The organism is Micromonospora sp. PRAS1, assembly GCF_059553435.1.
The window spans coordinates 33,777-53,839 of the sequence record NZ_JCANNB010000005.1; the positions used below are offsets into that span (position 1 = coordinate 33,777).

Consider the following 20,063-nt stretch of genomic DNA (forward strand, 5'->3'; position numbering starts at 1 on the left):
CGTCAGACCGAGTGCGGCGGTTGGGTCTCGTGGATGGCCAGTTCCTCGGCGCTGGCACCGCCGCCGGCCGCTCCCGCGTCGTACGCGATCGAATCGGTCTCCTGGTCGGTGTGCGCCCCCTCGTCCGGTTCGACCAGCCGGCCCACCGTGGCGTCCGCGACGCTACCCAACTGGCCGTGGTCGTAGAGCGAGACGGGTGAGTTCGGGTCGGAGGTGGGGCCCGGGTCGATCACGTCCGCGTCGAGCTGGGCCTGCGCCGCCTGCTCGCGGCTGTCCGCCTCGGCCGCGATGCCCGGGTCGATCGGGCCGGCGAGCGGGTCGTCGATCGCCGGTTCGAGCCGTTCCCGGCTCAGCTTGTAGTCCAACGACTCGCCGTCGAGCTGCTCCTCGGCGGTGGTACCGAACTCGTCCACGGCCACCGTCGCCGACCGGTCGCCCGGCAGCTGCGCCGGTGCCGGACCGTCCGCCTCCCGTCCGGTCAGCACGTCGTCGCCCGCCGTTGAGTCGTCGTCGGCAGTGTCGGGCAGACCGTCGGCCTCCGGGTCGGAGACGGGGGTGGGGTACTCGTCCTCGCGCATGCCTGACCACTACCCGCTGCTCTCCCGGCGTAACCGCCGCCACCCACCGAAGGCGGCGGTGATCCGGATCAACTGGCGGCGTCGGCCGTGCCAACCGCCCGTCGACCGGGCCTCGCCGGCGGGCCGGAAGAGGTTCCCGGCGGTGTCCCTGCACTCGGTGCCGGCGGCGAACTGGGTGCGTTGGGCGTACCAGCCGAGGAGTCGTTCGGCCATCGCCGGAGCGAGCCGCCACTGGAGGCCGATCAGGCGGGCCCCACCGCCCACGTACGCCTCGCGGCGGGGCCGGCGCAGCAGCCGGACGACGGCCTTCGCGACCAGCTCCGGCGGGTACACCGGTGGGGGCGGCGCCAGCTCCCGGCCGCTGTGGTTCGCGGCGTGCCGGAAGAACGGCGTGTCGATGGCGGAGGGCAGCAGCGTGCAGACCGAGATAACGCTCCGGCCGGTGACCCGCAGCTCCTGGCGGACCGTGTCGGCGAGCCCCCGGATGCCGTGCTTGGCGGTGTTGTAGGCGGACTGGTAGGGCATCGCCACCTCGGCCAGCACCGAGGCATTGTTGATCACGACGCCTCCGCCGGCCGCACCGAGCCGGGGCAGGGCGGCCCGGATGCCGTACGCGGTGCCGAGCAGGTCCACCTCCAGCACCCGGCGGAACTGCGCGGCCGGGATCTCGTCGAAGAGCCCGACCACGCCGACCGCCGCGTTGTTGATCCAGGCGTCGATCCGGCCGAACTCCGCGGTGGCGGCTTCGGCGAGTCGCTCGACCGCCGCCGGATCGGTGACATCGGTCGGTACGACGAGCGCCCGTCCGCCCAGCTCACGGCAGTGCCGTGCGACCTCGCGCAGCGCCGGCTCGGTACGCGCGGCCAGCACCACGGCGCTGCCCTGGCGGGCCAGCGCGTACGCCGTCTGGGTGCCGATTCCGCTGGAGGCGCCGGTGATCACGACGGTGGCGTCGGCGAGCGGTCGGTTCAAGGGCATTCCGCCTCGGTACCCCGCGATGTCGGGGACCATGCCGCCGGTCACATGCCGATCTGCCAGGTTTCGGCTCCTCAGGGCCGGGTTAATGGGACGCTCTGACCGGAGGACCACCGCCCAATCCCGCATGGAGGTGACCCATGCGCGTCGGCCTCGTCTGCGCCCACGCCGCTGCGCCGCCCTCCGGCGACGGAACCGTCGTCGGCACCTACCAGCACATCGCACGGGTCGCCGCCGAACTGGTCGGGCGAGGTCACGACGTCCGGGTGTACACCCGGCGGGACGATCCGGAGTCGGCCGAGAGCGACGCCGTGGACGGCTACCGGGTGCACCGGGCACCCGTCGGCCCCGTCGCCCCGATACCCACCGCCGAACTGGTGCCGTACGTGGCCGAGCTGGGCAAGTGGCTGGCCGACCAGTGGGCCGGTGACTGGACTCCGGAGGTGGTGCACGGGCACTACTGGATCGGTGGGCTGGCCGCCGCGCACGCCGTCCGCCAGACCGACATCCCGGTGGTGCAGACGTTCCACTCGATCGGCATGGAGCAGCTGCGTCACCTCGGCCCGCAGTACGACGGTCCGGGCAACCGCATCCCGCTGGAGCGGGCGCTCACCAGGGCCATCGATGTGGCGATCGCCCAGTGCAACGACGAGGTCGACGAGCTGACCCGGATGGGCCTGCAACGCACCTCGGTCGCCATGGTCCCCACCGGCGTGGACACCGAGCGGTTCCATCCCGATGGCGAGGCCGCGCCACGCGACCAGCGGCCCCGGATCCTCTCGGTGGGCGGGCTCTCGCCCGGTCACGGCCAGGAAGACCTGATCCGGGCCATGCGTCTGGTCGGCGACGCGGAACTGGTGATCGCCGGTGGACCGCCGGCCGACCGGCTGGACAACCACACCGAAGCGCGCCGGCTGCGCGAGCTTGCCGAGCGCGCGGGCGTGGCCGAGCAGGTGCACCTGGTGGGCGCGGTGCCGCACGACCAGATGGCCACCTGGTACCGCTCGGCTGACGTGGTCGCCTGCACCCCGCGCTACTCGTCGGCCGGCCGGGTGTCACTGGAGGCTATGGCGTGTGGTGTGCCGGTGGTCGGCTACGCCATGGGCGGCATCGCCGACGCCGTGGTCGACGAGGTCACCGGCAAGCTGGTGCCGCCGGGTGACGTACGCACCCTCGGGATGACGCTGCGCCGGCTGCTCACCGACAACGCGGGCCGGTTCGCGTACGGGCACGCCGCAGTGGACCGGGTGCGGTGCAGCTACACCTGGGAACGGACGGCCGCCGCCCTGGAGCGGCTCTACGAGCGGGTGGTCGGCCGGCGGAAGCCGGTCGAGGCGGCCTGACCCGCCAGCGGTGTTAAGAACGGGCCCTTCCTATACCTGAGGCGTTAACAAGGGGCCCTTCCTTACACCTTTGCGGCGCCGACGACGGCGCGGGTGGTTTCCTGGGCGACGGCGTGGTGATGCTGTGGTTCGGCATAGCGGGTCAGCCCGATGACCGCGGCGAGGGTGACCAGGAAGCCGATCCCGGCGAGCCACTCCCGGCCCGGCCAGATCTTGTCGTTGAGCAGCAGCAGCCCGATGATCGCTGCGGGTACCGCGCCGGCGGCGTCCATGGCGGCCACCGCCGCCGTGGTGGAACCGCGCTGCATGGCCAGCCCGAGCAGGAGCTGACCGACGATGGAGTGGCCGACGAGCAGGTAGAGCAGCGGGTCGGTGAGGAACGCCTCCCAGTTCGGCGCGGAGGCCAACGGCCGGGCGGCCACTGCTGCGGCAGAGAAGCCCAGCCCGGCGAGTGAGCCCAGGGCCACCGAGCCGGGCGCACCGCGCAGCCGGACCGCGAAGAAGCCCAGCACCGCGATGACCGCCAGGGTCACCAGCAGGGCGAGTATGCCCGCCGTGCCGAGCGGTTTCGACGGTGCCGGCCGGGCGGCCAGCACCAGCGCGCTGATCCCGGCGAAGAGCAGCAGGAGCAGCACCACCTCGGCCATCGGCAGCCGCCACTTCAGCATGATCACCCCGAGGATGGCGGTGACGCCCAGCCCGGCCGCCACGCTCGCCTGCACCAGGAAGAGCGGCAGGTCCCGCCGGGCCAGAAAGGCCAGCACGAACCCGCCCACCTGGCAGGCCAGACCGACCAGGTAGGTGCGGTGCCCGGCCAGGCGCAGCAGCAAACCCGGATCGAAGGTGTGGTGCACGGTGGTGCGGGCGGCAGCGACCGACTGCAACAGGTTGGCGACGCCGTACGCGACGATCATCGCCGCCAGGAAACACCAACCTGCGGTAGCCACCTGGCGAGGATAGAGGCTACCGGGCGTCAGCGCGCGGCGGGTCGACCCAGCCGGTCGAGGATGTCGGAGTGCAACAGCCCGTTGCTGGCCACGGCGCTGTTCTCGGCTCCGGCAGGGGCCGGCCGACCGGCCAGGTCGGTGAAGGTTCCCCCGGCTTCGGTCACGATGGGTACCAATGCGGCCACGTCCCAGAGCGACAATTCCGGTTCGACCATCACGTCCAGCGCGCCCTCGGCCAACAGCATGTAACCGTAGAAGTCGCCGTAGGCCCGGCTGCGCCAGCTGTCCCGCATCAACTGGAGCACCGGCTCCAGTCGACCGGCCTGCTCCCAGCCGTCCAGTGAGGAGTAGCAGAAACTGGCGTCGGCCAGCTCGCCTACCCGGGAGACCCGGATCGGCTCGCCCCGGGCGGCGTCGGGGCCCGCGTACGCCCCGGTGCCCTGCGCCGCCCACCAGCGTCGACCGAGCGCCGGCGCGGAGACCACCCCGACCACCGGCCGGCCGTCGACCAGCAGCGCGACCAGGGTGGCCCAGATCGGTACGCCCCGGACGAAGTTCTTGGTGCCGTCGATCGGATCCACCACCCACTGCCGCGTGCCGGCGGCTGGCGTGGCACCGAACTCCTCGCCGAGCAGCCCGTCGTCGGGGCGGTCCGTGGCGAGCAGGGCGCGGATCTCCCGCTCCACGGCGGTGTCCGCGTCGGAGACCGGAGTCAGGTCGGGTTTGGACTCCACCCGTAGGTCGAGCGCGCGGAAACGGGTCGAGGAGATGGCGTCGGCGGCATCGGCGAGCCGGTGGGCGAGGGCGAGATCGTCGGCGTACCCGGTCATGTCGGACACGGTAGCGACCCGCGCGTCCGGCTCATTCCGCGCGTCCGCGCGGATCGGCGTCGCCGCGTGGGTCGGGCTCGCTGCGCGGGTCGGGCTCGCCGGCCCGGGAGGCCAGCAGCCGGCGGTACGAGGCCAGCCGGCGCGGATCGGCCCGACCGTCGGCGACCCAGGCGGCCAGCGCGCAGTCGGCCTCGTCGGCGGTGTGCGGGCAGTTCGCCGGGCAGTCGACGGTGGCCTCCACCAGATCCGGGAAGCCGTGCAGCAGGCTCTCGGCCGAGACGTGTGCCAGCCCGAAGCTGCGCACGCCGGGGGTGTCCACGATCCACCCTGGGTCGTCGTCGGCGCCGGGCAGGATGGGCAGCCGCAGCGCCACCGCGCTGGTCGAGGTGTGCCGGCCCCGGCCGATCGCGCTGACCGCGCCGACCGCCCGAGCGGCCTCCGGCACGAGGCGGTTGACAAGCGTCGACTTGCCGACCCCGGAGTGCCCGACGAGCACCGACACCTGACCGGCGAGCAGGCTGCGCAGCGCGTCCAGGGGGGAATCCGGCCGGATCAGCACGTACGGCAGCTCCAGCTCGGTGTAGTAGTCGAGCACCGCCTCCGGGCCGGCCAGGTCGGCCTTGGTCAGGCAGAGCAGCGGCTCGATGTCCGCGTCGTACGCGGCCACCAGGCAGCGGTCGATGAACCCGGTACGCGGTGGCGGGTCGGCCAGCGCGCTGACGATCACAAGTTGGTCGGCGTTGGCGACCACCACCCGTTCCAGCCGCCCCTCGGCGGTGCTGGCGTCGTCCTCGGCGGTGCGCCGCAGCACCGACCGGCGCGGCTCGATCCGGACGATGCGGGCCAGCGCGCCGGGTGCACCCGAGGTGTCGCCGACCAGGCCGACCCGGTCGCCGACCACCACCGACTTGCGTCCCAGTTCGCGGGCGCGCATCGCGGTGACGGTCGGCCGGTCTGCCCCGGCACCGGCCAGCACGCAGGTGTAGCGCCCCCGGTCCACGGCGATGACGAAGCCGTCCTTCGCGTCGGCGTGCCTGGGTCGGGTTCGGGTACGCGGACGCGAGGACCTGCCGGGTCGGACCCGGACGTCGTCCTCGTCGTACTCCCGCCGCTTGGTCGCCAGGGCCGCTCCTACCTGTTCGCTCAGCTCTTGCCGGTCACCATCGCCGACCATAGTGCCGGGAACTCGGGCATGGTCTTCGAGGTGCACCCCACGTCGTTCAGCTCGATGCCGGGCACGGCGAGGCCGACCACCGCCGCCGCGTGCGCCATCCGGTGGTCGTCGTAGGTCCGGAACAGTCCGCCGCGCAGCGGGCGGGGCCGGATCTCGAGCCCGTCAGGACCCTCGGTGAGGTCCGCGCCGAGCGCGGTGAACTCGCGGGCCAGCGCGGCCAGCCGGTCGGTCTCGTGGCCGCGGATGTGACCGACCCCGGTGAACACCGAGGGGGAGTCGGCGAGCATCGCCAGCGCGGTCAGCACCGGGGTCAACTCGCTTACGTCCGACAGGTCGGCGTGCAGGCCGTGCACCCGGCCGCTGCCCCGCACGGTCAACCCCTCGGTGGTGAACGCGACCTCGGCACCCATCCGCTGCAACAGCGACCGGAGCACCTCGACCGGCTGGGTGCTGCCGCTCGGCCAGCCCTGGAGGGTCACCTCGCCGCCGGTGACCATGGCGGCGGCGAAGAACGGCACGGCACCGGAGAGGTCCGGCTCGATCTCCCAGCCGCGCCCGGTCAGCGGACCCGGCTCGACCACCCAGACGTCTGGCGTGCTGTTGTCGACCGCCGCACCGGCGGCCTGCAACATCCGGACGGTCATCCGCAGGTGCGGCGCGGAGGGCACGGGCGGGCCGACGTGCCGGACCACCAGGCCGCGGTCGAAGCGCGGCGCGGCCAGCAACAGCCCGGACACGAGCTGGCTGGAGGCCGAGGCGTCGATGACCACCTCGCCGCCGGTGACCCGGCCGGTGCCCAGCACGGTCAGCGGCAGGCTGCCGGGACCGGCGACGTCGATGCGTACCCCGAGCGAGCGCAGCGCCTCGATCAGCGGCCCGAGCGGCCGGGTGCGTACGGACGGGTCGCCGTCGAAGGTGACCTGCCCGTCGGCCAGCCCCGCCACCGGCGGCACGAACCGCATGATCGTGCCGGCCTGCCCCACGTCGACGTGCGCCGGACCGACCAGCCGGTGCGGCCGGACCAGCCAGCGTTCGTCGTCGGCGATCGACACGTGCGCGCCCAGCGCGCGCAGCCCGCCGGCCATCAACTCGGTGTCCCGGGCGCGCAGCGGCTTGGTGAGCGTCGACGGGCCGGCGGCCAGGGCGCTGAGCACCAGGGCCCGGTTGGTCATCGACTTCGAGCCGGGCAGGCGCAGCGATGCCGACACCGGGTCGCTGGCGGTCGGGGCGGTCCACGGCAGTGGCGGCCGGGTCGCGGTCAGGTTCCCCACGGCTTCATTCTGCCGTGTCGGGTACGGCGCCGGTGACGGCCCGCGCCGTCGCTCCCGGTGGACGGGACATCCGGACGGCCGGCGGCGCGCTAGCGTGTGCGGCATGTGCGGGAGGTACGCCACGACCCGGAGTGCCGGCGACCTGAGCGGCATGTTCGAGGCCGTCGACGAGACCGACGGCCGGCTCGTCGCCGACCACAACGTCGCGCCGACCGATCCGGTGCCGTTGGTCCGGGTCAGTTCCGAGGGGCATCGGGCGCTCTCGCTCGGCCGCTGGGGGTTGGTGCCCGCCTGGTCCCGCTCGCCCGCCGGCGCCGCCCGGATGATCAACGCGCGGGCCGAGACGGTCGCGACCAGCCGGGCGTACGCCTCCGCCTTCGCCCGCCGCCGCTGCCTGGTCCCGGCCGACGGCTGGTACGAGTGGGTCCGCCGGCCGGACGGGCCGAAGCAGCCGTACTACCTGACCCGGTGGGACGGTTCGGTGCTCGCCTTCGCCGGCATCTGGTCGGTGTGGGAGGGCCCCGGTGGTCCGCTGTTGACGTGCAGCGTGTTGACCACCACCGCCCTCGGCGAACTGGCCGAGGTGCACGACCGGATGCCGCTGCTCCTGCCGCCGCAGCGGTGGGCGGGTTGGCTGGAGAGGGCCGGCGATCCGGCCGAGCTGCTCGCGCCTCCGCCGAGCGACTGGCTGGCCGGGCTGGAGATCCGGCCGGTTGGGCCGGCGGTGGGTGATGTCCGCAACGACGGCCCGCAACTCACCGCCCGGGTGTCACCGGCGTCCTCCACGGCACCGGAGGACATGACGCTGTTCTGATTACCGGTGCGCATTGTCGAGAGTGATTTGCCGCGGTTGCGGGCGAAACGTCGCTCGGTCGTTCTGGCAACTTCCCGGCGAAGTCTTGTCTCCGTGTCCGTAAATGCGATAGAACACAGCGCCGGTGGGGGTGTCGCTCACGCCCTGTGAACGATCTCCATCGATATTTCTGATCCCACGGGGGAGGTGGGTGGATGACTCGGGCGCGTATGCCCCGTCCGCACGAGGTGGCCGCCGCGCGGCGTGATCCGCGACTGTTGCGTGCTCTGCGGGAACGTCGGCAGGATGAGGCCTGGCGGACCAGAGGGACCTGCCAGAGCGTCGATCCGGAGACGTTCTTTCCGGCACCGAACGAGCCGGCCGACGCGGCGGTGGCGCTCTGCCGCAGCTGTGAGGTGCAGGGTTCCTGCCTGGCCTGGGCGCTGGAGGTGGGCGACTGCCACGGGGTGTGGGGCGGCACCACCCCGCGCGAACGGCGGGCGATGCTGGTGGCCTGGCGCAGCGAGGTGCAGCCCGATCCGGACGCCGTCGACGAGGCGGGTCCGCCGGTGCGTGACCAACTGCTCACGCTGGTGCCGCTGAGCTGACCGGCACCCGCGCGCCGCGGTGACCGGCGCGGCCACCGAGTGCGGGCCGTACGGGCTGCTGCGGGGTGTTGCGGAGCGGCGACGCAGAATGGGCCGATGCCGCACGACGACCTCCTGGACACTCCGCGCGGCCCGGCGCGGGTCGATACCGGACTGCCCGCCGGCACCGCCCGGGCGCTGCTGGTGCTCGGGCACGGTGCGGGCGGCGATGTCGACGCCCCCGACCTGCTCGCGCTCTGCGACGCGGCGCTGGCCGCCGGGTTGGCCGTGGCCCGGGTGACCCAGCCCTATCGGGTCGCCGGCCGGCGGGCGCCGGCTCCCGCCGGCCATCTCGACGAGGCGTGGCGCAGTGTGCTCGCCGTGCTGCGCGACCGTCATCGGGGCGTACCGCTGCTGGTCGGCGGCAGGTCCAGCGGAGCGCGGGTGGCCTGCCGGACCGCGACCGCCGTGGGCGCCGCCGGGGTGGTGGCGCTCGCCTTTCCGCTGCATCCGCCCGGCCGACCGGAGCGCAGCCGGGCCGGGGAGTTGGCGACCGGCCTGCCGACCCTGGTGGTCAACGGTGACCGGGATCCGTTCGGCGTGCCCGAACCGGCCCCCGGAGTACGGGTGGTGATCCGGCCGGGCGAGCGGCACGATCTGCGCGGCGACCCGGCAGCGACGGCCGCCGTGGTGGTCGACTGGCTGCGCGAGCACGGCTGGGCGGGTTGACCGAATCACCGTTCCGCCGACCGGATCACCGTTTCCGCCGGCCGGGCCGATTCGTTGCATCCGTTGGTGTCGGCCCGCCCGTTCCAGGGCGGTGACACCGGGCTCCCAGGCCCTTCCTGGTCCCAGCCTCGGCGTACGACCCCCGGGCCGGGACCAGGAACGGGAGCGGGGAGGAACTGCTATCCCGCCGGATCTTTGGCGCTCTTTGAGCGACTATAGTGGTCGCGTGAACTTGAAGGAATGGGCTGCGTCCACCGGTATCGCGTACATCACGGCTCGGCGGCAGTACGCGGCCGGGACGCTGCCTGTTCCTACTTACCGGGTCGGCCGTCTGATCATGGTGGGGAAGCCGGTGACCGGTGCTGCCTCCGACGCTGGGCAGACGGTGGTGTATGCCCGGGTGTCCTCGGCCGATCAGAAACCGGATTTGGACCGGCAGGTCGCCCGGGTCACCGTGTGGGCCACCGGCCAGAAACTCGCCGTGGACCGAGTGGTGACCGAGGTCGGCTCGGCGTTGAACGGGCACCGCAAGAAGTTCCTCGCCTTGCTTCGCGACCCGGCGGTGAGCACGATCGTGGTCGAGCGCCGCGACCGGTTCGTCCGGTTCGGGGCCGAGTACGTGGAGGCGGCGCTTTCGGCGCAAGGTCGTCGGTTGCTGGTGGTCGACTCGGTCGAGGTCGATGACGATCTGGTCCGGGACGTGACCGAAATCCTGACGTCGTTGTGTGCCCGACTGTACGGGCCTCGCGCCGCCGCGGACCGGGCCCGCCGCGCCGTCGAAGCGGCCACCGGGGGTGGCTCGGCGTGAAGACGATCCAGGCGTACCGCTTCGCTCTCGACCTCACGCCAACCCAAGAGCGCGCGGCGCTGGCGCACGCGGGCGCGGCCCGGGTCGCGCACAACTGGGCGCTGGCCCGGGTCAAGGCGGTCATGGATCAACGTGCGGCCGAACGCACCTACGGTGTCGCCAGCGTGCAGATGACGCCCGTGATCGGCTGGTCGCTGCCCGCGCTGCGAAAGGCGTGGAACGCGGCGAAGGGTGAGGTGGCGCCGTGGTGGCGGGAGTGCTCCAAGGAGGCGTTCAACACCGGACTCGACGCGCTCGCTCGCGCGCTTAAGAACTGGTCGGACTCCCGTAGCGGGAAGCGTGCCGGGCGGCCGGTCGGGTTTCCCCGGTTCGCCTCCCGCCGCCGCAGCACGCCGTCGGTGCGGTTCACCACCGGCGTGATCCGCGTGGAGTCGGACCGCAAGCATGTCGTGCTGCCCCGGTTGGGCCGGTTGAAGCTGCACGAGTCGGCCCGCAAACTCGCACGCCGTCTGGAGGCGGGCACCGCCCGGATCATGTCCGCGACCGTGTGCCGTGGCGGCGGTCGGTGGCATGTGTCGTTCACCGTCGAGGTCGAGCGGGCCGAGCGGGCACCGGCTCGACCCGGGTCGGTGGTCGGGGTGGATGTCGGGATTAGGCATCTGGCGGTGCTCTCGACCGGGGAACTGGTCGATAACCCGCGTTACTTGACCTGCGCCCAGCAGCGGCTGCGGCGGCTGGGTCGGGCGCTGTCACGTAAGACCGGCCCGGACCGCCGCACCGGCCAACGGGCGTCGAACCGGTGGCAGCGCGCGGCGGCCCGGCTCGGGCGGGCGCACGCTCGGGTGGCGAACCTACGCCGTGACGGCTTGCACAAGCTCACCACCCGTCTGGTCCGCGAGCACGGCACGGTCGTGGTGGAAGACCTCAACGTGGCCGGGATGCTGCGCAACCGGCGGCTGGCCCGGCATATCGCTGACGCCGGATTCGGCGAGATCCGCCGACAGTTGGCGTACAAGACCGAATGGAACGGCGGCCGGCTGCTGGTGGCCGACCGCTGGCATCCATCCAGCAAGACATGCTCGGGCTGCGGCGCGGTGAAAACCAAGCTCGCCCTGTCGGAGCGCGAGTACGAATGCGAGGCGTGCGGCCTGGTCATCGACCGTGACCGCAACGCCGCACTCAACCTGGCCGCCCTGGCGGCGCAGTTCGACACTGCCGGGAGTGGCCCGGTGGCAGGACGTGGAGCCGACCAGAAGACCCGCCGTGGTGGGCAGGTGGCCGTGAAGCGTCAACCCGGCACGACGCCAGTCGGTCAGACCGGGACCGTCCCACCGCAAGGCGGGACTACCGATCGCGTGCTCACCAAAGCGCACTGAAAGGTAACGGAGGAATTCCCCGGCCCGCGGTGGGTGTTGAACCCCTCGGACGACCACTAGGCGAGGGGGGTGACCGGTGCCGACCGAAATCCGGAGCCGGGAACGCGAGGAGCGGGAGGCGCGGCAGCTCAGGCGGCTGCTCGCCGGCCCGGACTGGCCGGCGGCGGTGTCGCCGACCGGGGTGGCGACGGGCACACCCGTCGGAACCGAATCTGCTGCTGGGTCTGGACGCGTATCCTCGGCGAGGAAGCATCCGACCCGAGGGGATGTGCGGTTGACCACCGAGAAGACGGACGAGCGCAGGGCCCGGTTCGAGCGGGACGCGATGCCCTTCGTCGATCAGCTGTACGCGGCCGGTCTACGGATGACGCGTAACCCGGCCGATGCCGAGGACCTGGTCCAGGAGACGTACCTCAAGGCGTACGCGGCCTTTCACCAGTTCGAGCAGGGCACGAACCTGAAGGCCTGGCTCTACCGCATCCTGACCAACACCTACATCAACTCCTACCGCAAGCGGCAGCGGCAGCCGGTGCAGGCACCCACCGAGGAGATCACCGACTGGCAGCTGGCCGAGGCGGAGTCGCACACCTCAAGCGGGCTCCGGTCCGCCGAGACCGAGGCGCTGGACCGGCTGCCCGACAGCGACGTCAAGGAGGCCCTTCAGCAGTTGCCGGAGGAATTCCGGCTGGCGGTCTACCTGACCGATGTCGAGGGCTTTTCCTACAAGGAGGTCGCCGACATCATGGGTACGCCGATCGGCACCGTGATGTCGCGGTTGCACCGCGGGCGTCGTAATCTGCGCAAGCTGCTTGAGGGTTACGCCGCGGAGCGCGGCTTCTCCGCCGCCTCATCGGCCCGGAGTTCGACCGCCGCCAGTGGCCGGGAGGTGTGACGTGAGCTGTGGAGACCCGCACGAGACGGATTGCCGTGAGGTTCTCGCCGAGGTCTACCTCTACCTCGACCTGGAATGCGCGCAGGAACGCCGCACGCTGATCCGCCACCATCTCGACGAGTGCGGCCCGTGCCTGCGGGAGTACGGCATCGAGCAGGAGGTCAAGGCGCTCGTGGCGCGCTGCTGCGGCAACGACTCCGCCCCGGACGAGTTGCGTGAGCGGCTGCGGGTACGGCTCAGCGAGCTGGTCGTCTTCGAGACCACCGAGTCGCGCGAACTGGCCGACTGAGCCCGCGGCCGGCGAGCCCGGGTGTGCTGCACCCACGCCGGCACCGACAGACGACGACGCCGGTGGCCCGACCAGGGCCACCGGCGTTTCGCTGTCCGGACCGCGACGCGGACCGGCCCACCCGCTCAGGAGTTGGGGCGCTTGCCGTGGTTGGCGGCGCTCTTCTTGCGGGCCTTCTTCTTGCGGGCCTTCTTCGCCATGCTGACCTCCTCGTGATGGTCGGATCGCCCTGCGCTCGACCTCGACGCCGGTGCACGCACCGGTCCTTCCGGCGCCAGGGTCCGACCCGTTGATGTTAGAGGCCGCCCGACGCGGGGTCGGTCGGGGCTGCTCCTGGCCCGTGGGCGGCCGGCGCATGATTGGATACCTCCCAGGCAGTCGCGAGAGAAGGGGCCGGGAGATGGCCGAGGAGATCCGCGCCGAGATGGTGGCGAACGTCTGGAAGGTCGTCGCGTCGGCCGGGGACACCGTGTCCGAGGGGGACACCCTGGTGATCCTGGAGTCGATGAAGATGGAAATCCCGGTGGTGGCCGAGTCCGACGGTGTCGTGCAGGAACTCGCGGTGAACGAGGGCGACGTCGTGCAGGACGGTGATCTGATCGCGGTGATCGGCTGAACCGGCCGGTGCCCTAGCCGCCCTCTGGGTGGGGCGGGGCGGTGACGGGGGCGAGGAGTTCGTCGGCGATCTCCAGGGCCACGCGCTTGCGCTCGGCGTCGGTGATGCCCGGGGTGCGTACCACGAGCCAGCTGCTGTGCACCGCGAAGAGCGCGAGCGCGGCCCGCACCTGCCCAGCCGGCGAGTCGTCTCCGGCGGAGAGCACGGTGGCCAGCCGGAGCATCCGTTCGCGTAGCTCCCGACCGGCGGAGAGGCTCTTCAGCGCCGTCTGGTTCTGCTCGAAGAAGCGCATCACCGAGGGCTTCTCGCCACCGAACATGCTGTCGGCGTAGCGCTCGATTACCGCGCGCCTGGTGGCCGGGGTGGGTGGTTGCGCCTCCGCCCAGGCGATCAGGCTGTCCATCCGGTCCAGCCGGTCGGAGACCACGCTTGTGACGATCTCGTCCTTGCTCTTGAAGTGGTAGTAGAGCGCAGCCTTGGTCACCCCGAGCCGCTCGGCCACCTCGCGCAGGGAGGTGGCCTCGTAGCCCTGCTCGGTGAAGAGTTCCAGCGCGACGGCCTTGATCCGTTCCCGCGTGCCGCCTGTGCTCTGGCTCACCCACACTCCTGACATGGTTCGACCGGTTTTCGCTGTCCAACTTACCGTGCGGCTAGTAAGGTGCCTAGCCGGGCGGCAAGTAAGTCCGTCCTGTCTCGGGGGGAGAGCTTACCGATGGCCCAGCAGAACCAGACAGTTCCACGACCCAACGTCCGGGTCGTGCTATTCGGTCTGATGATCGCCATGATGCTGGCGATGCTCGACAACATGATCGTCAGTACCGCGTTGCCGCGCATCGTCGGTGAGTTCGGCGGGCTGAACCACTTCACCTGGGTGGTGACCGCGTACGTGCTGGGCACCACCGTCTCGACCCCGATCTGGGGCAAGCTCGGTGACCTGTACGGCCGCAAGGCGGTCTTCCTCACCGCCGTGGTGGTCTTCCTGGTCGGCTCCGCGCTCTGCGGCATGTCCGGATCGGCGTTCCTCGGCGGCCCGGACGACGGCATGGTCCAGTTGATCGCCTTCCGCGCCGTGCAGGGACTGGGCGCGGGCGGCCTCATGGTCGGCGTGATGGCGATCATCGGCGACCTTGTCCCACCCCGGGAACGGGGGCGTTACCAGGGCATGATCGCCGGGATCATGGCCATCGCGATGGTGGCCGGCCCGCTGGTCGGCGGTTTCATCACCGACCACCTCTCCTGGCGCTGGGCGTTCTACGTCAACCTGCCGCTCGGCGGCGTGGCCCTGGTGCTGCTGATCGCCACCATGCACCTGCCCCGCTACCGCACCGAGCACCGCATCGACTGGCTGGGCGCGGGGCTGCTGTCGGTGGGCATCACCGCGATCGTGCTGATCACCACCTGGGGCGGCAACGAGTACGCCTGGCTCTCCCCGCAGATCCTCGGCCTGATCGGGGTGGCCGTGGTCGCGCTGCTGGCCTTCGGGTTCGTCGAGCGGCGGGCCGCCGAGCCGATTCTGCCGCTGGGCCTGTTCATGAACCGGAACTTCGCCCTGATCTCGGTGATCGGTTTCCTCCTCGGCTTCGCGATGTTCGGTGCGATGAACTTCCTGCCGCTCTACCAACAGACCGTGCAGGGCGCCTCGGCGACCAACTCCGGCCTGCTGTTGCTGCCGCTGATGTTCGGCATGCTTGTGGTCTCGCTGGTGGTCGGCCGGGCGATCACCCGGACCGGGCGTTACCGGATCTACCCGATCGTCGGCGGCGTGGTGATGGCCGTCGGCCTCGCCCTGCTGAGCCTGCTGGACGTGCACACCAGCAAGGTCACCTCGTCGCTCTACATGATCGTGCTCGGGGTCGGCATGGGCTTCCTGATGCAGACGTCGATGCTGATCGCGCAGAACAGCGTCGAGCAGCGCGATCTCGGCGCGGCCAGCGGCGCGGCCACCTTCTTCCGCTCCATCGGCGGCTCGTTCGGCATCTCGCTGTTCGGCGCCATCTTCGCCAACCGGCTGGCCGGGTCGGCGGCCGGCGAGGCGTTCGGCGGTGGTGGCGGCGAGGGCGGTGCGGCGATGAACATCGAGCAGCTCAAGGAACTGCCGGCGCAGGCGCGTGAGCTGGTGCTCGGTGGCCTCGCCGACGCCATCTCGCACGTCTTCGGGTGGGCGGTGCTCTTCGCCGTCCTGGTCCCCGTGCTGGCCTGGTTCATTCGGGAGATCCCGTTGCGCACCACAAACGACCCCACCCCCGACGAGCACCACCCCGAACCCACCCTGGCCCGGTGAAAGGAAGGGCCCCCTGTTAACGCCTGGTGTCGAGGAGGGGCCCCCTTTTAACACCGGCGTCAGGGCGGTGGCGGTGGGCCGGGCAGGCGCGGTCGCAGCGCGCTCAACAGGCGACGTAGCAGGGTGCGCAGCCGCTCGTGAAGCCGGACGGTCCGCACTCCGGCCAGCGACCGGGCCAGCGCGACGGTGTCCGGGTCCAGGTCCGGGGTGGCCAGGGCCAGGTGGGCCAGCGACGGAAGGTTGGGCACCCCTCGTTCCCGGGCCGTCTCGACCGCCACCGCCAGCCGGCCGGCAACCAGTCGGGCCACGTCGGTCCGTACGGACGGGTCCACCCAGGCGGCGGTGACCAGCGCGAACAGGGCCGCCTCGACGACCTCCCCGGCCTCGTCGACCAACTGCACCAGCACCCGCCGACGGGTCGACTCCGCCCAGGGCTCGTCGGTGCGGTGATGCAGCAGACCGAGGCAGGACCACACCTGCACGCACCGTACCCAGAGCGCCGGGTCCTGACCGGACAGCACCCGACCCAGCGCGGTCTGCGGGGTCTCGGGCGGATGGGCCAGCAGGCCGAGCAGGTCGGTCAGGTCCAGGGTGGCCAGCACGACCGCCGTGTCGTACGCCGCCGGCGGGTGTGGCCAGGCGGGATGGGCGAGTTGGCGGAGCCGGCGGGCCGCCTCGGCCGAGGCCGGTGCCCGCTCCGCTGGTGGCGTCCCGGCGGAGCGCTGGGCTGGGACGGGTGTCGGCGCGGGCGGGGTCAGCTGCCCGAGCCAGGGGCGGGCGCGGCAGCACTCGGCCAGGTCGCCGTGCTCGTGTGAGTCGTCCGGGTGGTCCCGGACGAAGTCGGCAAGCGCGACCAGGTGCCGGACGTCCCCGTCGCGCTGGAACCGTAGCCGGTGCGCGGTGTGCACGGCGCAGTCGAAGGAGGGGTTGCGGGCCAGCGCCTGCTCGATCCAGCTGAGCGCCTCGTCCAGCCGGCCATGGTCGGCAAGCGTGCCGGCGATGTCGGCGTAGACCGCCAGGTCGTCCGGGTCGTGGTCGACGGCGCGGCGGAGCGCGGCGAGCGCCTCCCGGGTCCGGCCGGCGCTGCGCAGCGCGTACCCGAGCCAGACCTCGCCCATCTTGGAGGGCGCCGCGCGTACGCCCCGGGCGGCCCAGCGGACCGCGAGCGCGATCTCACCCACCCGGCGGGCCAGCGCGGACGCCGTGCCAAGCAGCAGGCCGTGCTCGGGGTGGACGGTGATCGCGTTGCGGGCCAGCGTCAGGTAGGCCGCCAGCGCCGGCCGGTCGGCCGGTGGCACCGGATCCGGGGCGGCGGCGCAGACCTGCATCAGGACCCGGGCGGCGCGGTCCGGACCGATCCGCTCGGCCAGCTCCGGGGCGATGACCCAGGGCACCCCCGCCCAGTCGGCTCCGGGTGCGTGCGCGGTGGCGGCGACCAGTAGGTCGAGCCCCTCGGCGGGGCGGCCGGCGGCGGCCAGCAGGTGTGCCCGGGCGACCACCGCGCCGACGAAGGTGTGGTGCTGCAGCGGGAAGAGGTCCAGCCCACCGGCACCGTCGGCCGTGGCGAGTCGGGCGAGGGTCTCGTGCACCTCGGGCAGGGTCGGTGCCCGGACCAGCGCACTCGCGACATGGTTGGCGGCGTGCGCCAGCTCGCCGGCGTCCAGGGCCTGCCGGGCCAGGGCCAGTTCCTCCGTCGCCGGCAACGCCCGGCCGTCCGTTCCCTCGGCCACGTCGTCCTCTCGCTGTCGGTACCGGTTGGCGGTGAGGTCGGGTCAGCGTAGGTGACAGCATCGAGTTTTGGTGATCGGTGCTCAGTACTGCTCGTTCGATTGCTCAAGTCAGATCAAAGATGCAAGACTGAGCAGGAAATGCGCGGGGATCGCGCAGGGGAGGAGTCTTTCGTGACGCGCCCAGGGGCCGGCATGGCCGCCGACATCGACGAGCAGCCGGCGGGTTACGAACGACTGCTCTCCGCCGAGTACGCCGACCCGATCGCCCGGGTGGCGGCGGCCGTGGCCGAACGCCGGCCGCGACACATGGTGTTCACCGCGCGGGGCACCTCCGACCACGCCGCGCTCTACGCGGCCTACCTCGCCGAGATCCGCCTCGGCCTGCCGGCCGGCCTCGCCTCACCGAGCGCGATCACCCTCTTCGGCGCCCGCCCGGACTTCTCCGACGCCCTGGTCGTCGGGGTCAGCCAGAGCGGCGGCTCGCCCGACCTGACCGAGGTGCTCCGGGTCGCCCGGAACGCCGGAGCGCTCACCCTCGCCGTGACGAACGCGCCGGACTCGCCGTTGGCGCAGGTCGCCGAGTTCTCGGTCGACATCGCGGCCGGGCACGAGCGGGCGGTGGCGGCCACCAAGACGTACACCGCCGAGCTGCTCGCCCTGCTCATGCTGGTGGAGGGGATCCGGGCCGGTGACGGCGCGCTGCCCGTCGAGGAGCGCCAGGCCCTGGCCGCCCTGCCCGAGCTGGCCGCCCGCACCCTGGCCGATCCGACCCCGGCCCAACTCGCGCCGCGCTACCGGTTCGCCGCCCAGCTGGTCACCACCGGCCGGGGATACGCGTACCCGACCGCCCGGGAGGCCGCGCTGAAGCTGATGGAGACGTCGTACCTGCCGGCGTTGGCCTTCTCCGGTGCCGACCTGCTGCACGGTCCGCTGGCGATGACCGACCCGGACGTGCCGGTGCTGGCGGTGGTCGGCTCGGGACCGGGCGGACGGTCCATGGGCGACGTGCTGCCCCGGCTCGGCGAGCGCCGCGCCGACGTGGTGGTGATCGGCTCCGCCGAGGTCGAGGGGGCCACCCGCCTCGCCGTGCCGGAGGTCGACGAGCGGTACGCCCCGCTGCTGGACATCCTGCCGCTGCAACGACTCGCCCTGGCCCTGGCCCTGGCCAGGGGCGAGGATCCGGACGCGCCACGGGGGTTGAAGAAGGTCACCGCGACGATGTGACCGGTCGCGTGGCACCCTGGTCGGCGTGTCCACGCTGCGTGATCTCGCCGAAGAGCACACCCGTCTGAGTCCGGCCGACATCGACCACCTGCACCGCATCGCCGGTGACTGGCAGCTGCTCTCCGATCTCTCCTTCGCCGACCTGCTGCTCTGGGTGCCGGTGGACGGCGAGGGCAGCTTCCTCTGCGTCGCCCAGGTCCGCCCCACGACCGCGCCCACCGCGTACCAGGACGACCAGGTGGGGCGGATCGTCGGTGGCCCGGAGGTGGCACACCTGGAGGTCGCCTACGGGCAGGGCCGGATCTGGCGGGAGGGCGATCCGGTCTGGTACGGCGACGTGCCCGCCCGCCACGAGGCGATCCCGGTCCGGCTGCGCAGCGCCGACGGCGAGTCGGGCGAGGTGATCGCGGTGGTCGGCCGGGACACCAACCTCTCCACCGCCCGCACCCCCAGCCAACTGGAGCTGAACTACCTGACCACGGCCGACGACCTGGCCCAGATGATCGCCGACGGCACCTTCCCGCCGCCCCGGCACCCCGGCGAGACCACCTCGGCACCGCGGGTCGGCGACGGCCTGGTGCGGCTGGACGCCAGCGGCAAGGTCACCTACGCCAGCCCGAACGCGCAGTCGGCGTACCGGCGACTGGGTTACGTCTCCCACCTGGTGGGTGAGGATCTCGCGGCGCTGCACCGCCGGCTGGCCAAGGATCCCCTGGAGGGCACCGAGGCCGCGAACGGCATCCTCGCCGCGCTGCGCGGCGAGGCGCCGCCCCGGCGGGAGATCGACGCGCGCGGCGCGACAATGCTCACCCGGGCCCTGCCGCTGATGCCCGCTGGAGTGCCGATCGGCGCGCTGGTGCTGGTCCGCGACATCACCGAGGTGCGCCGCCGGGACCGGGCCCTGATCACCAAGGACGCCACCATCCGGGAGATCCACCACCGGGTGAAGAACAACCTCCAGACCGTGGCCGCGCTGCTGCGGCTACAGGCCCGCCGGGTGGGTATGCCGGAGGCGCGGGTGGCGCTGGAGGAGTCGGTACGCCGGGTGGCGTCGATCGCCCTCGTGCACGAGACGCTCTCCATGTCCAGCGACGAGGCGGTCGAGTTCGACGGCATCGTCGACCGGGTGGCCAGCGCGGCGACCGAGGTGGCGGCGACCGAGGTGAGCGTCGGGATGCGGCGCACGGGCAGCTTCGGCGTACTGCCCGCCGAGATCGCCACCTCGTTGGTGATGGTCCTCAACGAGTTGCTGCTCAACGCCGTCGAACACGGCTTCCCGCCGGCCGGTGAGGAAGCCCCGGCACCGACCGGGCCGGAGCAGTCGACCGGGCCGGAGCCGACGACGGTGATGCCCGAGGCGGCGGTGGAGCCGGCGGTGGTGCCCGAGGTGGTGGTCTCCGCTCACCGGTCCCGCAAGACGTTGCACGTCACGGTCGCCGACAACGGCCGCGGGCTGCCGCCCGAATTCGACGCCGACGGCGGCAGCAAACTCGGGCTCCAGATCGTCCGTGCCCTGGTCACCGGCGAACTGCGCGGCAGCATCGAGCTGCGCCCCGGCACATCCGGCGGCACCGAGGCCGTCCTGATCGTCCCCCTCACCCGCCCCACGTCCTGACGGGG

Annotated in this window: 21 protein-coding genes; 12 read left to right on the plus strand and 9 right to left on the minus strand. The window is 72.3% G+C overall.

The annotated features are described in order from the left end of the window. Window positions 1-2: 2 nt before the first annotated feature. A complete protein-coding gene (locus AC507J_RS06755) occupies window positions 3-578 on the minus strand; it encodes a DUF5709 domain-containing protein (protein WP_496288200.1) in 576 nt (191 codons plus the stop codon). 9 nt (window positions 579-587) lie between these two features. Continuing rightward, the gene (locus tag AC507J_RS06760) at window positions 588-1,556 is read right to left on the minus strand and encodes an SDR family oxidoreductase (RefSeq protein ID WP_496288201.1); all 969 of its coding nucleotides are present in this window, start codon (window positions 1,554-1,556) and stop codon (window positions 588-590) included. Between the two features lie 137 nt (window positions 1,557-1,693). On the opposite strand from AC507J_RS06760, the gene AC507J_RS06765 reads away from it, so the two are divergent. Continuing rightward, window positions 1,694-2,896, plus strand: a complete 1,203-nt coding sequence (locus AC507J_RS06765; protein ID WP_496288202.1) for a glycosyltransferase — start codon at window positions 1,694-1,696, stop codon at window positions 2,894-2,896. Window positions 2,897-2,958: 62 nt separating this feature from the next. On the opposite strand, the gene AC507J_RS06770 is transcribed toward AC507J_RS06765, so the two are convergent. From AC507J_RS06770 to aroA, 4 genes are read right to left on the minus strand one after another with little or no spacing between them, the layout of a single operon-like run. Further along, window positions 2,959-3,810 (minus strand): hypothetical protein, encoded by an 852-nt coding sequence (locus tag AC507J_RS06770; RefSeq protein WP_496288364.1) that lies wholly within the window; start codon window positions 3,808-3,810, stop codon window positions 2,959-2,961. 59 nt (window positions 3,811-3,869) lie between these two features. Next, a complete protein-coding gene (gene hisN / locus AC507J_RS06775; RefSeq protein WP_496288203.1) occupies window positions 3,870-4,673 on the minus strand; it encodes a histidinol-phosphatase in 804 nt (267 codons plus the stop codon). Window positions 4,674-4,704: 31 nt separating this feature from the next. After that, the gene (gene rsgA / locus AC507J_RS06780) at window positions 4,705-5,847 is read right to left on the minus strand and encodes a ribosome small subunit-dependent GTPase A (protein ID WP_496288204.1); all 1,143 of its coding nucleotides are present in this window, start codon (window positions 5,845-5,847) and stop codon (window positions 4,705-4,707) included. Continuing rightward, the gene (gene aroA / locus AC507J_RS06785; protein WP_496288205.1) at window positions 5,817-7,118 is read right to left on the minus strand and encodes a 3-phosphoshikimate 1-carboxyvinyltransferase; all 1,302 of its coding nucleotides are present in this window, start codon (window positions 7,116-7,118) and stop codon (window positions 5,817-5,819) included. The genes rsgA and aroA overlap by 31 nt, the downstream gene beginning before the upstream one ends. Before the next feature lie 103 nt (window positions 7,119-7,221). Here aroA and AC507J_RS06790 point away from each other — a divergent pair, with 103 nt between their 5' ends. The 7 genes from AC507J_RS06790 (at window position 7,222) to rsrA (ending at window position 12,592) form a co-directional block, all read left to right on the plus strand. After that, window positions 7,222-7,932, plus strand: a complete 711-nt coding sequence (locus AC507J_RS06790) for an SOS response-associated peptidase (protein ID WP_496288206.1) — start codon at window positions 7,222-7,224, stop codon at window positions 7,930-7,932. A gap of 194 nt (window positions 7,933-8,126) precedes the next feature. Further along, window positions 8,127-8,519: a WhiB family transcriptional regulator gene (locus AC507J_RS06795; protein ID WP_496288207.1), complete on the plus strand. Its 393-nt coding sequence runs from the start codon at window positions 8,127-8,129 to the stop codon at window positions 8,517-8,519. 96 nt (window positions 8,520-8,615) lie between these two features. Beyond that, window positions 8,616-9,227 carry an alpha/beta hydrolase family protein gene (locus tag AC507J_RS06800; RefSeq protein WP_496288208.1) on the plus strand — a complete coding sequence of 204 codons (612 nt, stop codon included), beginning with the start codon at window positions 8,616-8,618 and terminating at the stop codon, window positions 9,225-9,227. 226 nt (window positions 9,228-9,453) lie between these two features. After that, window positions 9,454-10,035 carry an IS607 family transposase gene (locus AC507J_RS06805; RefSeq protein ID WP_496288209.1) on the plus strand — a complete coding sequence of 194 codons (582 nt, stop codon included), beginning with the start codon at window positions 9,454-9,456 and terminating at the stop codon, window positions 10,033-10,035. Continuing rightward, window positions 10,032-11,411 (plus strand): IS607 family element RNA-guided endonuclease TnpB, encoded by a 1,380-nt coding sequence (gene tnpB, locus AC507J_RS06810; RefSeq protein ID WP_496288210.1) that lies wholly within the window; start codon window positions 10,032-10,034, stop codon window positions 11,409-11,411. Before AC507J_RS06805 ends, tnpB begins: the two co-directional genes overlap by 4 nt. Before the next feature lie 76 nt (window positions 11,412-11,487). Continuing rightward, window positions 11,488-12,303, plus strand: coding sequence for a sigma-70 family RNA polymerase sigma factor (locus tag AC507J_RS06815; RefSeq protein WP_496288211.1), 816 nt, complete (start codon window positions 11,488-11,490; stop codon window positions 12,301-12,303). Window position 12,304: 1 nt separating this feature from the next. After that, window positions 12,305-12,592 (plus strand): mycothiol system anti-sigma-R factor, encoded by a 288-nt coding sequence (gene rsrA, locus AC507J_RS06820; RefSeq protein WP_496288212.1) that lies wholly within the window; start codon window positions 12,305-12,307, stop codon window positions 12,590-12,592. A gap of 125 nt (window positions 12,593-12,717) precedes the next feature. Here the strand turns inward: rsrA and AC507J_RS06825 are convergent, their stop codons facing one another. Continuing rightward, window positions 12,718-12,792, minus strand: a complete 75-nt coding sequence (locus AC507J_RS06825) for a 50S ribosomal protein bL37 (protein ID WP_370461611.1) — start codon at window positions 12,790-12,792, stop codon at window positions 12,718-12,720. A 200-nt stretch (window positions 12,793-12,992) separates the two neighbouring features. On the opposite strand from AC507J_RS06825, the gene AC507J_RS06830 reads away from it, so the two are divergent. Then, the gene (locus AC507J_RS06830) at window positions 12,993-13,208 is read left to right on the plus strand and encodes a biotin/lipoyl-binding carrier protein (RefSeq protein ID WP_496288213.1); all 216 of its coding nucleotides are present in this window, start codon (window positions 12,993-12,995) and stop codon (window positions 13,206-13,208) included. Between the two features lie 13 nt (window positions 13,209-13,221). Here AC507J_RS06830 and AC507J_RS06835 read toward each other — a convergent pair whose 3' ends face one another. Continuing rightward, complete coding sequence (locus AC507J_RS06835; RefSeq protein ID WP_496288214.1) at window positions 13,222-13,812, minus strand: TetR/AcrR family transcriptional regulator; 591 nt, start codon at window positions 13,810-13,812, stop codon at window positions 13,222-13,224. A 108-nt stretch (window positions 13,813-13,920) separates the two neighbouring features. On the opposite strand from AC507J_RS06835, the gene AC507J_RS06840 reads away from it, so the two are divergent. Further along, complete coding sequence (locus tag AC507J_RS06840; RefSeq protein WP_496288215.1) at window positions 13,921-15,489, plus strand: MDR family MFS transporter; 1,569 nt, start codon at window positions 13,921-13,923, stop codon at window positions 15,487-15,489. Window positions 15,490-15,548: 59 nt separating this feature from the next. Here AC507J_RS06840 and AC507J_RS06845 read toward each other — a convergent pair whose 3' ends face one another. After that, window positions 15,549-17,219, minus strand: a complete 1,671-nt coding sequence (locus AC507J_RS06845; RefSeq protein ID WP_496288216.1) for a tetratricopeptide repeat protein — start codon at window positions 17,217-17,219, stop codon at window positions 15,549-15,551. Between the two features lie 192 nt (window positions 17,220-17,411). Between AC507J_RS06845 and AC507J_RS06850 the strand changes: the two genes are divergently transcribed. Both AC507J_RS06850 and AC507J_RS06855 read left to right on the plus strand, forming a co-directional pair. Beyond that, window positions 17,412-18,443, plus strand: a complete 1,032-nt coding sequence (locus AC507J_RS06850; RefSeq protein ID WP_496288365.1) for an SIS domain-containing protein — start codon at window positions 17,412-17,414, stop codon at window positions 18,441-18,443. A gap of 25 nt (window positions 18,444-18,468) precedes the next feature. Next, a complete protein-coding gene (locus AC507J_RS06855; RefSeq protein ID WP_496288217.1) occupies window positions 18,469-20,058 on the plus strand; it encodes a histidine kinase N-terminal domain-containing protein in 1,590 nt (529 codons plus the stop codon). The last annotated feature ends 5 nt before the right edge of the window (window positions 20,059-20,063 follow it).

Bases quoted from the DNA above. Each gene is read 5' to 3' on its own strand.
- AC507J_RS06795 (WP_496288207.1), top strand. From the start codon at position 8,127: ATGACTCGGGCGCGTATGCCCCGTCCGCACGAGGTGGCCGCCGCGCGG.
- AC507J_RS06840 (WP_496288215.1), top strand. From the start codon at position 13,921: ATGGCCCAGCAGAACCAGACAGTTCCACGACCCAACGTCCGGGTCGTG.
- AC507J_RS06790 (WP_496288206.1), top strand. From the start codon at position 7,222: ATGTGCGGGAGGTACGCCACGACCCGGAGTGCCGGCGACCTGAGCGGC.
- AC507J_RS06765 (WP_496288202.1), top strand. From the start codon at position 1,694: ATGCGCGTCGGCCTCGTCTGCGCCCACGCCGCTGCGCCGCCCTCCGGC.
- AC507J_RS06755 (WP_496288200.1), bottom strand. From the start codon at position 578: ATGCGCGAGGACGAGTACCCCACCCCCGTCTCCGACCCGGAGGCCGAC.
- rsgA (WP_496288204.1), bottom strand. From the start codon at position 5,847: ATGGTCGGCGATGGTGACCGGCAAGAGCTGAGCGAACAGGTAGGAGCG.
- AC507J_RS06760 (WP_496288201.1), bottom strand. From the start codon at position 1,556: ATGCCCTTGAACCGACCGCTCGCCGACGCCACCGTCGTGATCACCGGC.
- AC507J_RS06770 (WP_496288364.1), bottom strand. From the start codon at position 3,810: ATGATCGTCGCGTACGGCGTCGCCAACCTGTTGCAGTCGGTCGCTGCC.
- hisN (WP_496288203.1), bottom strand. From the start codon at position 4,673: ATGACCGGGTACGCCGACGATCTCGCCCTCGCCCACCGGCTCGCCGAT.
- AC507J_RS06830 (WP_496288213.1), top strand. From the start codon at position 12,993: ATGGCCGAGGAGATCCGCGCCGAGATGGTGGCGAACGTCTGGAAGGTC.
- AC507J_RS06800 (WP_496288208.1), top strand. From the start codon at position 8,616: ATGCCGCACGACGACCTCCTGGACACTCCGCGCGGCCCGGCGCGGGTC.
- AC507J_RS06850 (WP_496288365.1), top strand. From the start codon at position 17,412: ATGGCCGCCGACATCGACGAGCAGCCGGCGGGTTACGAACGACTGCTC.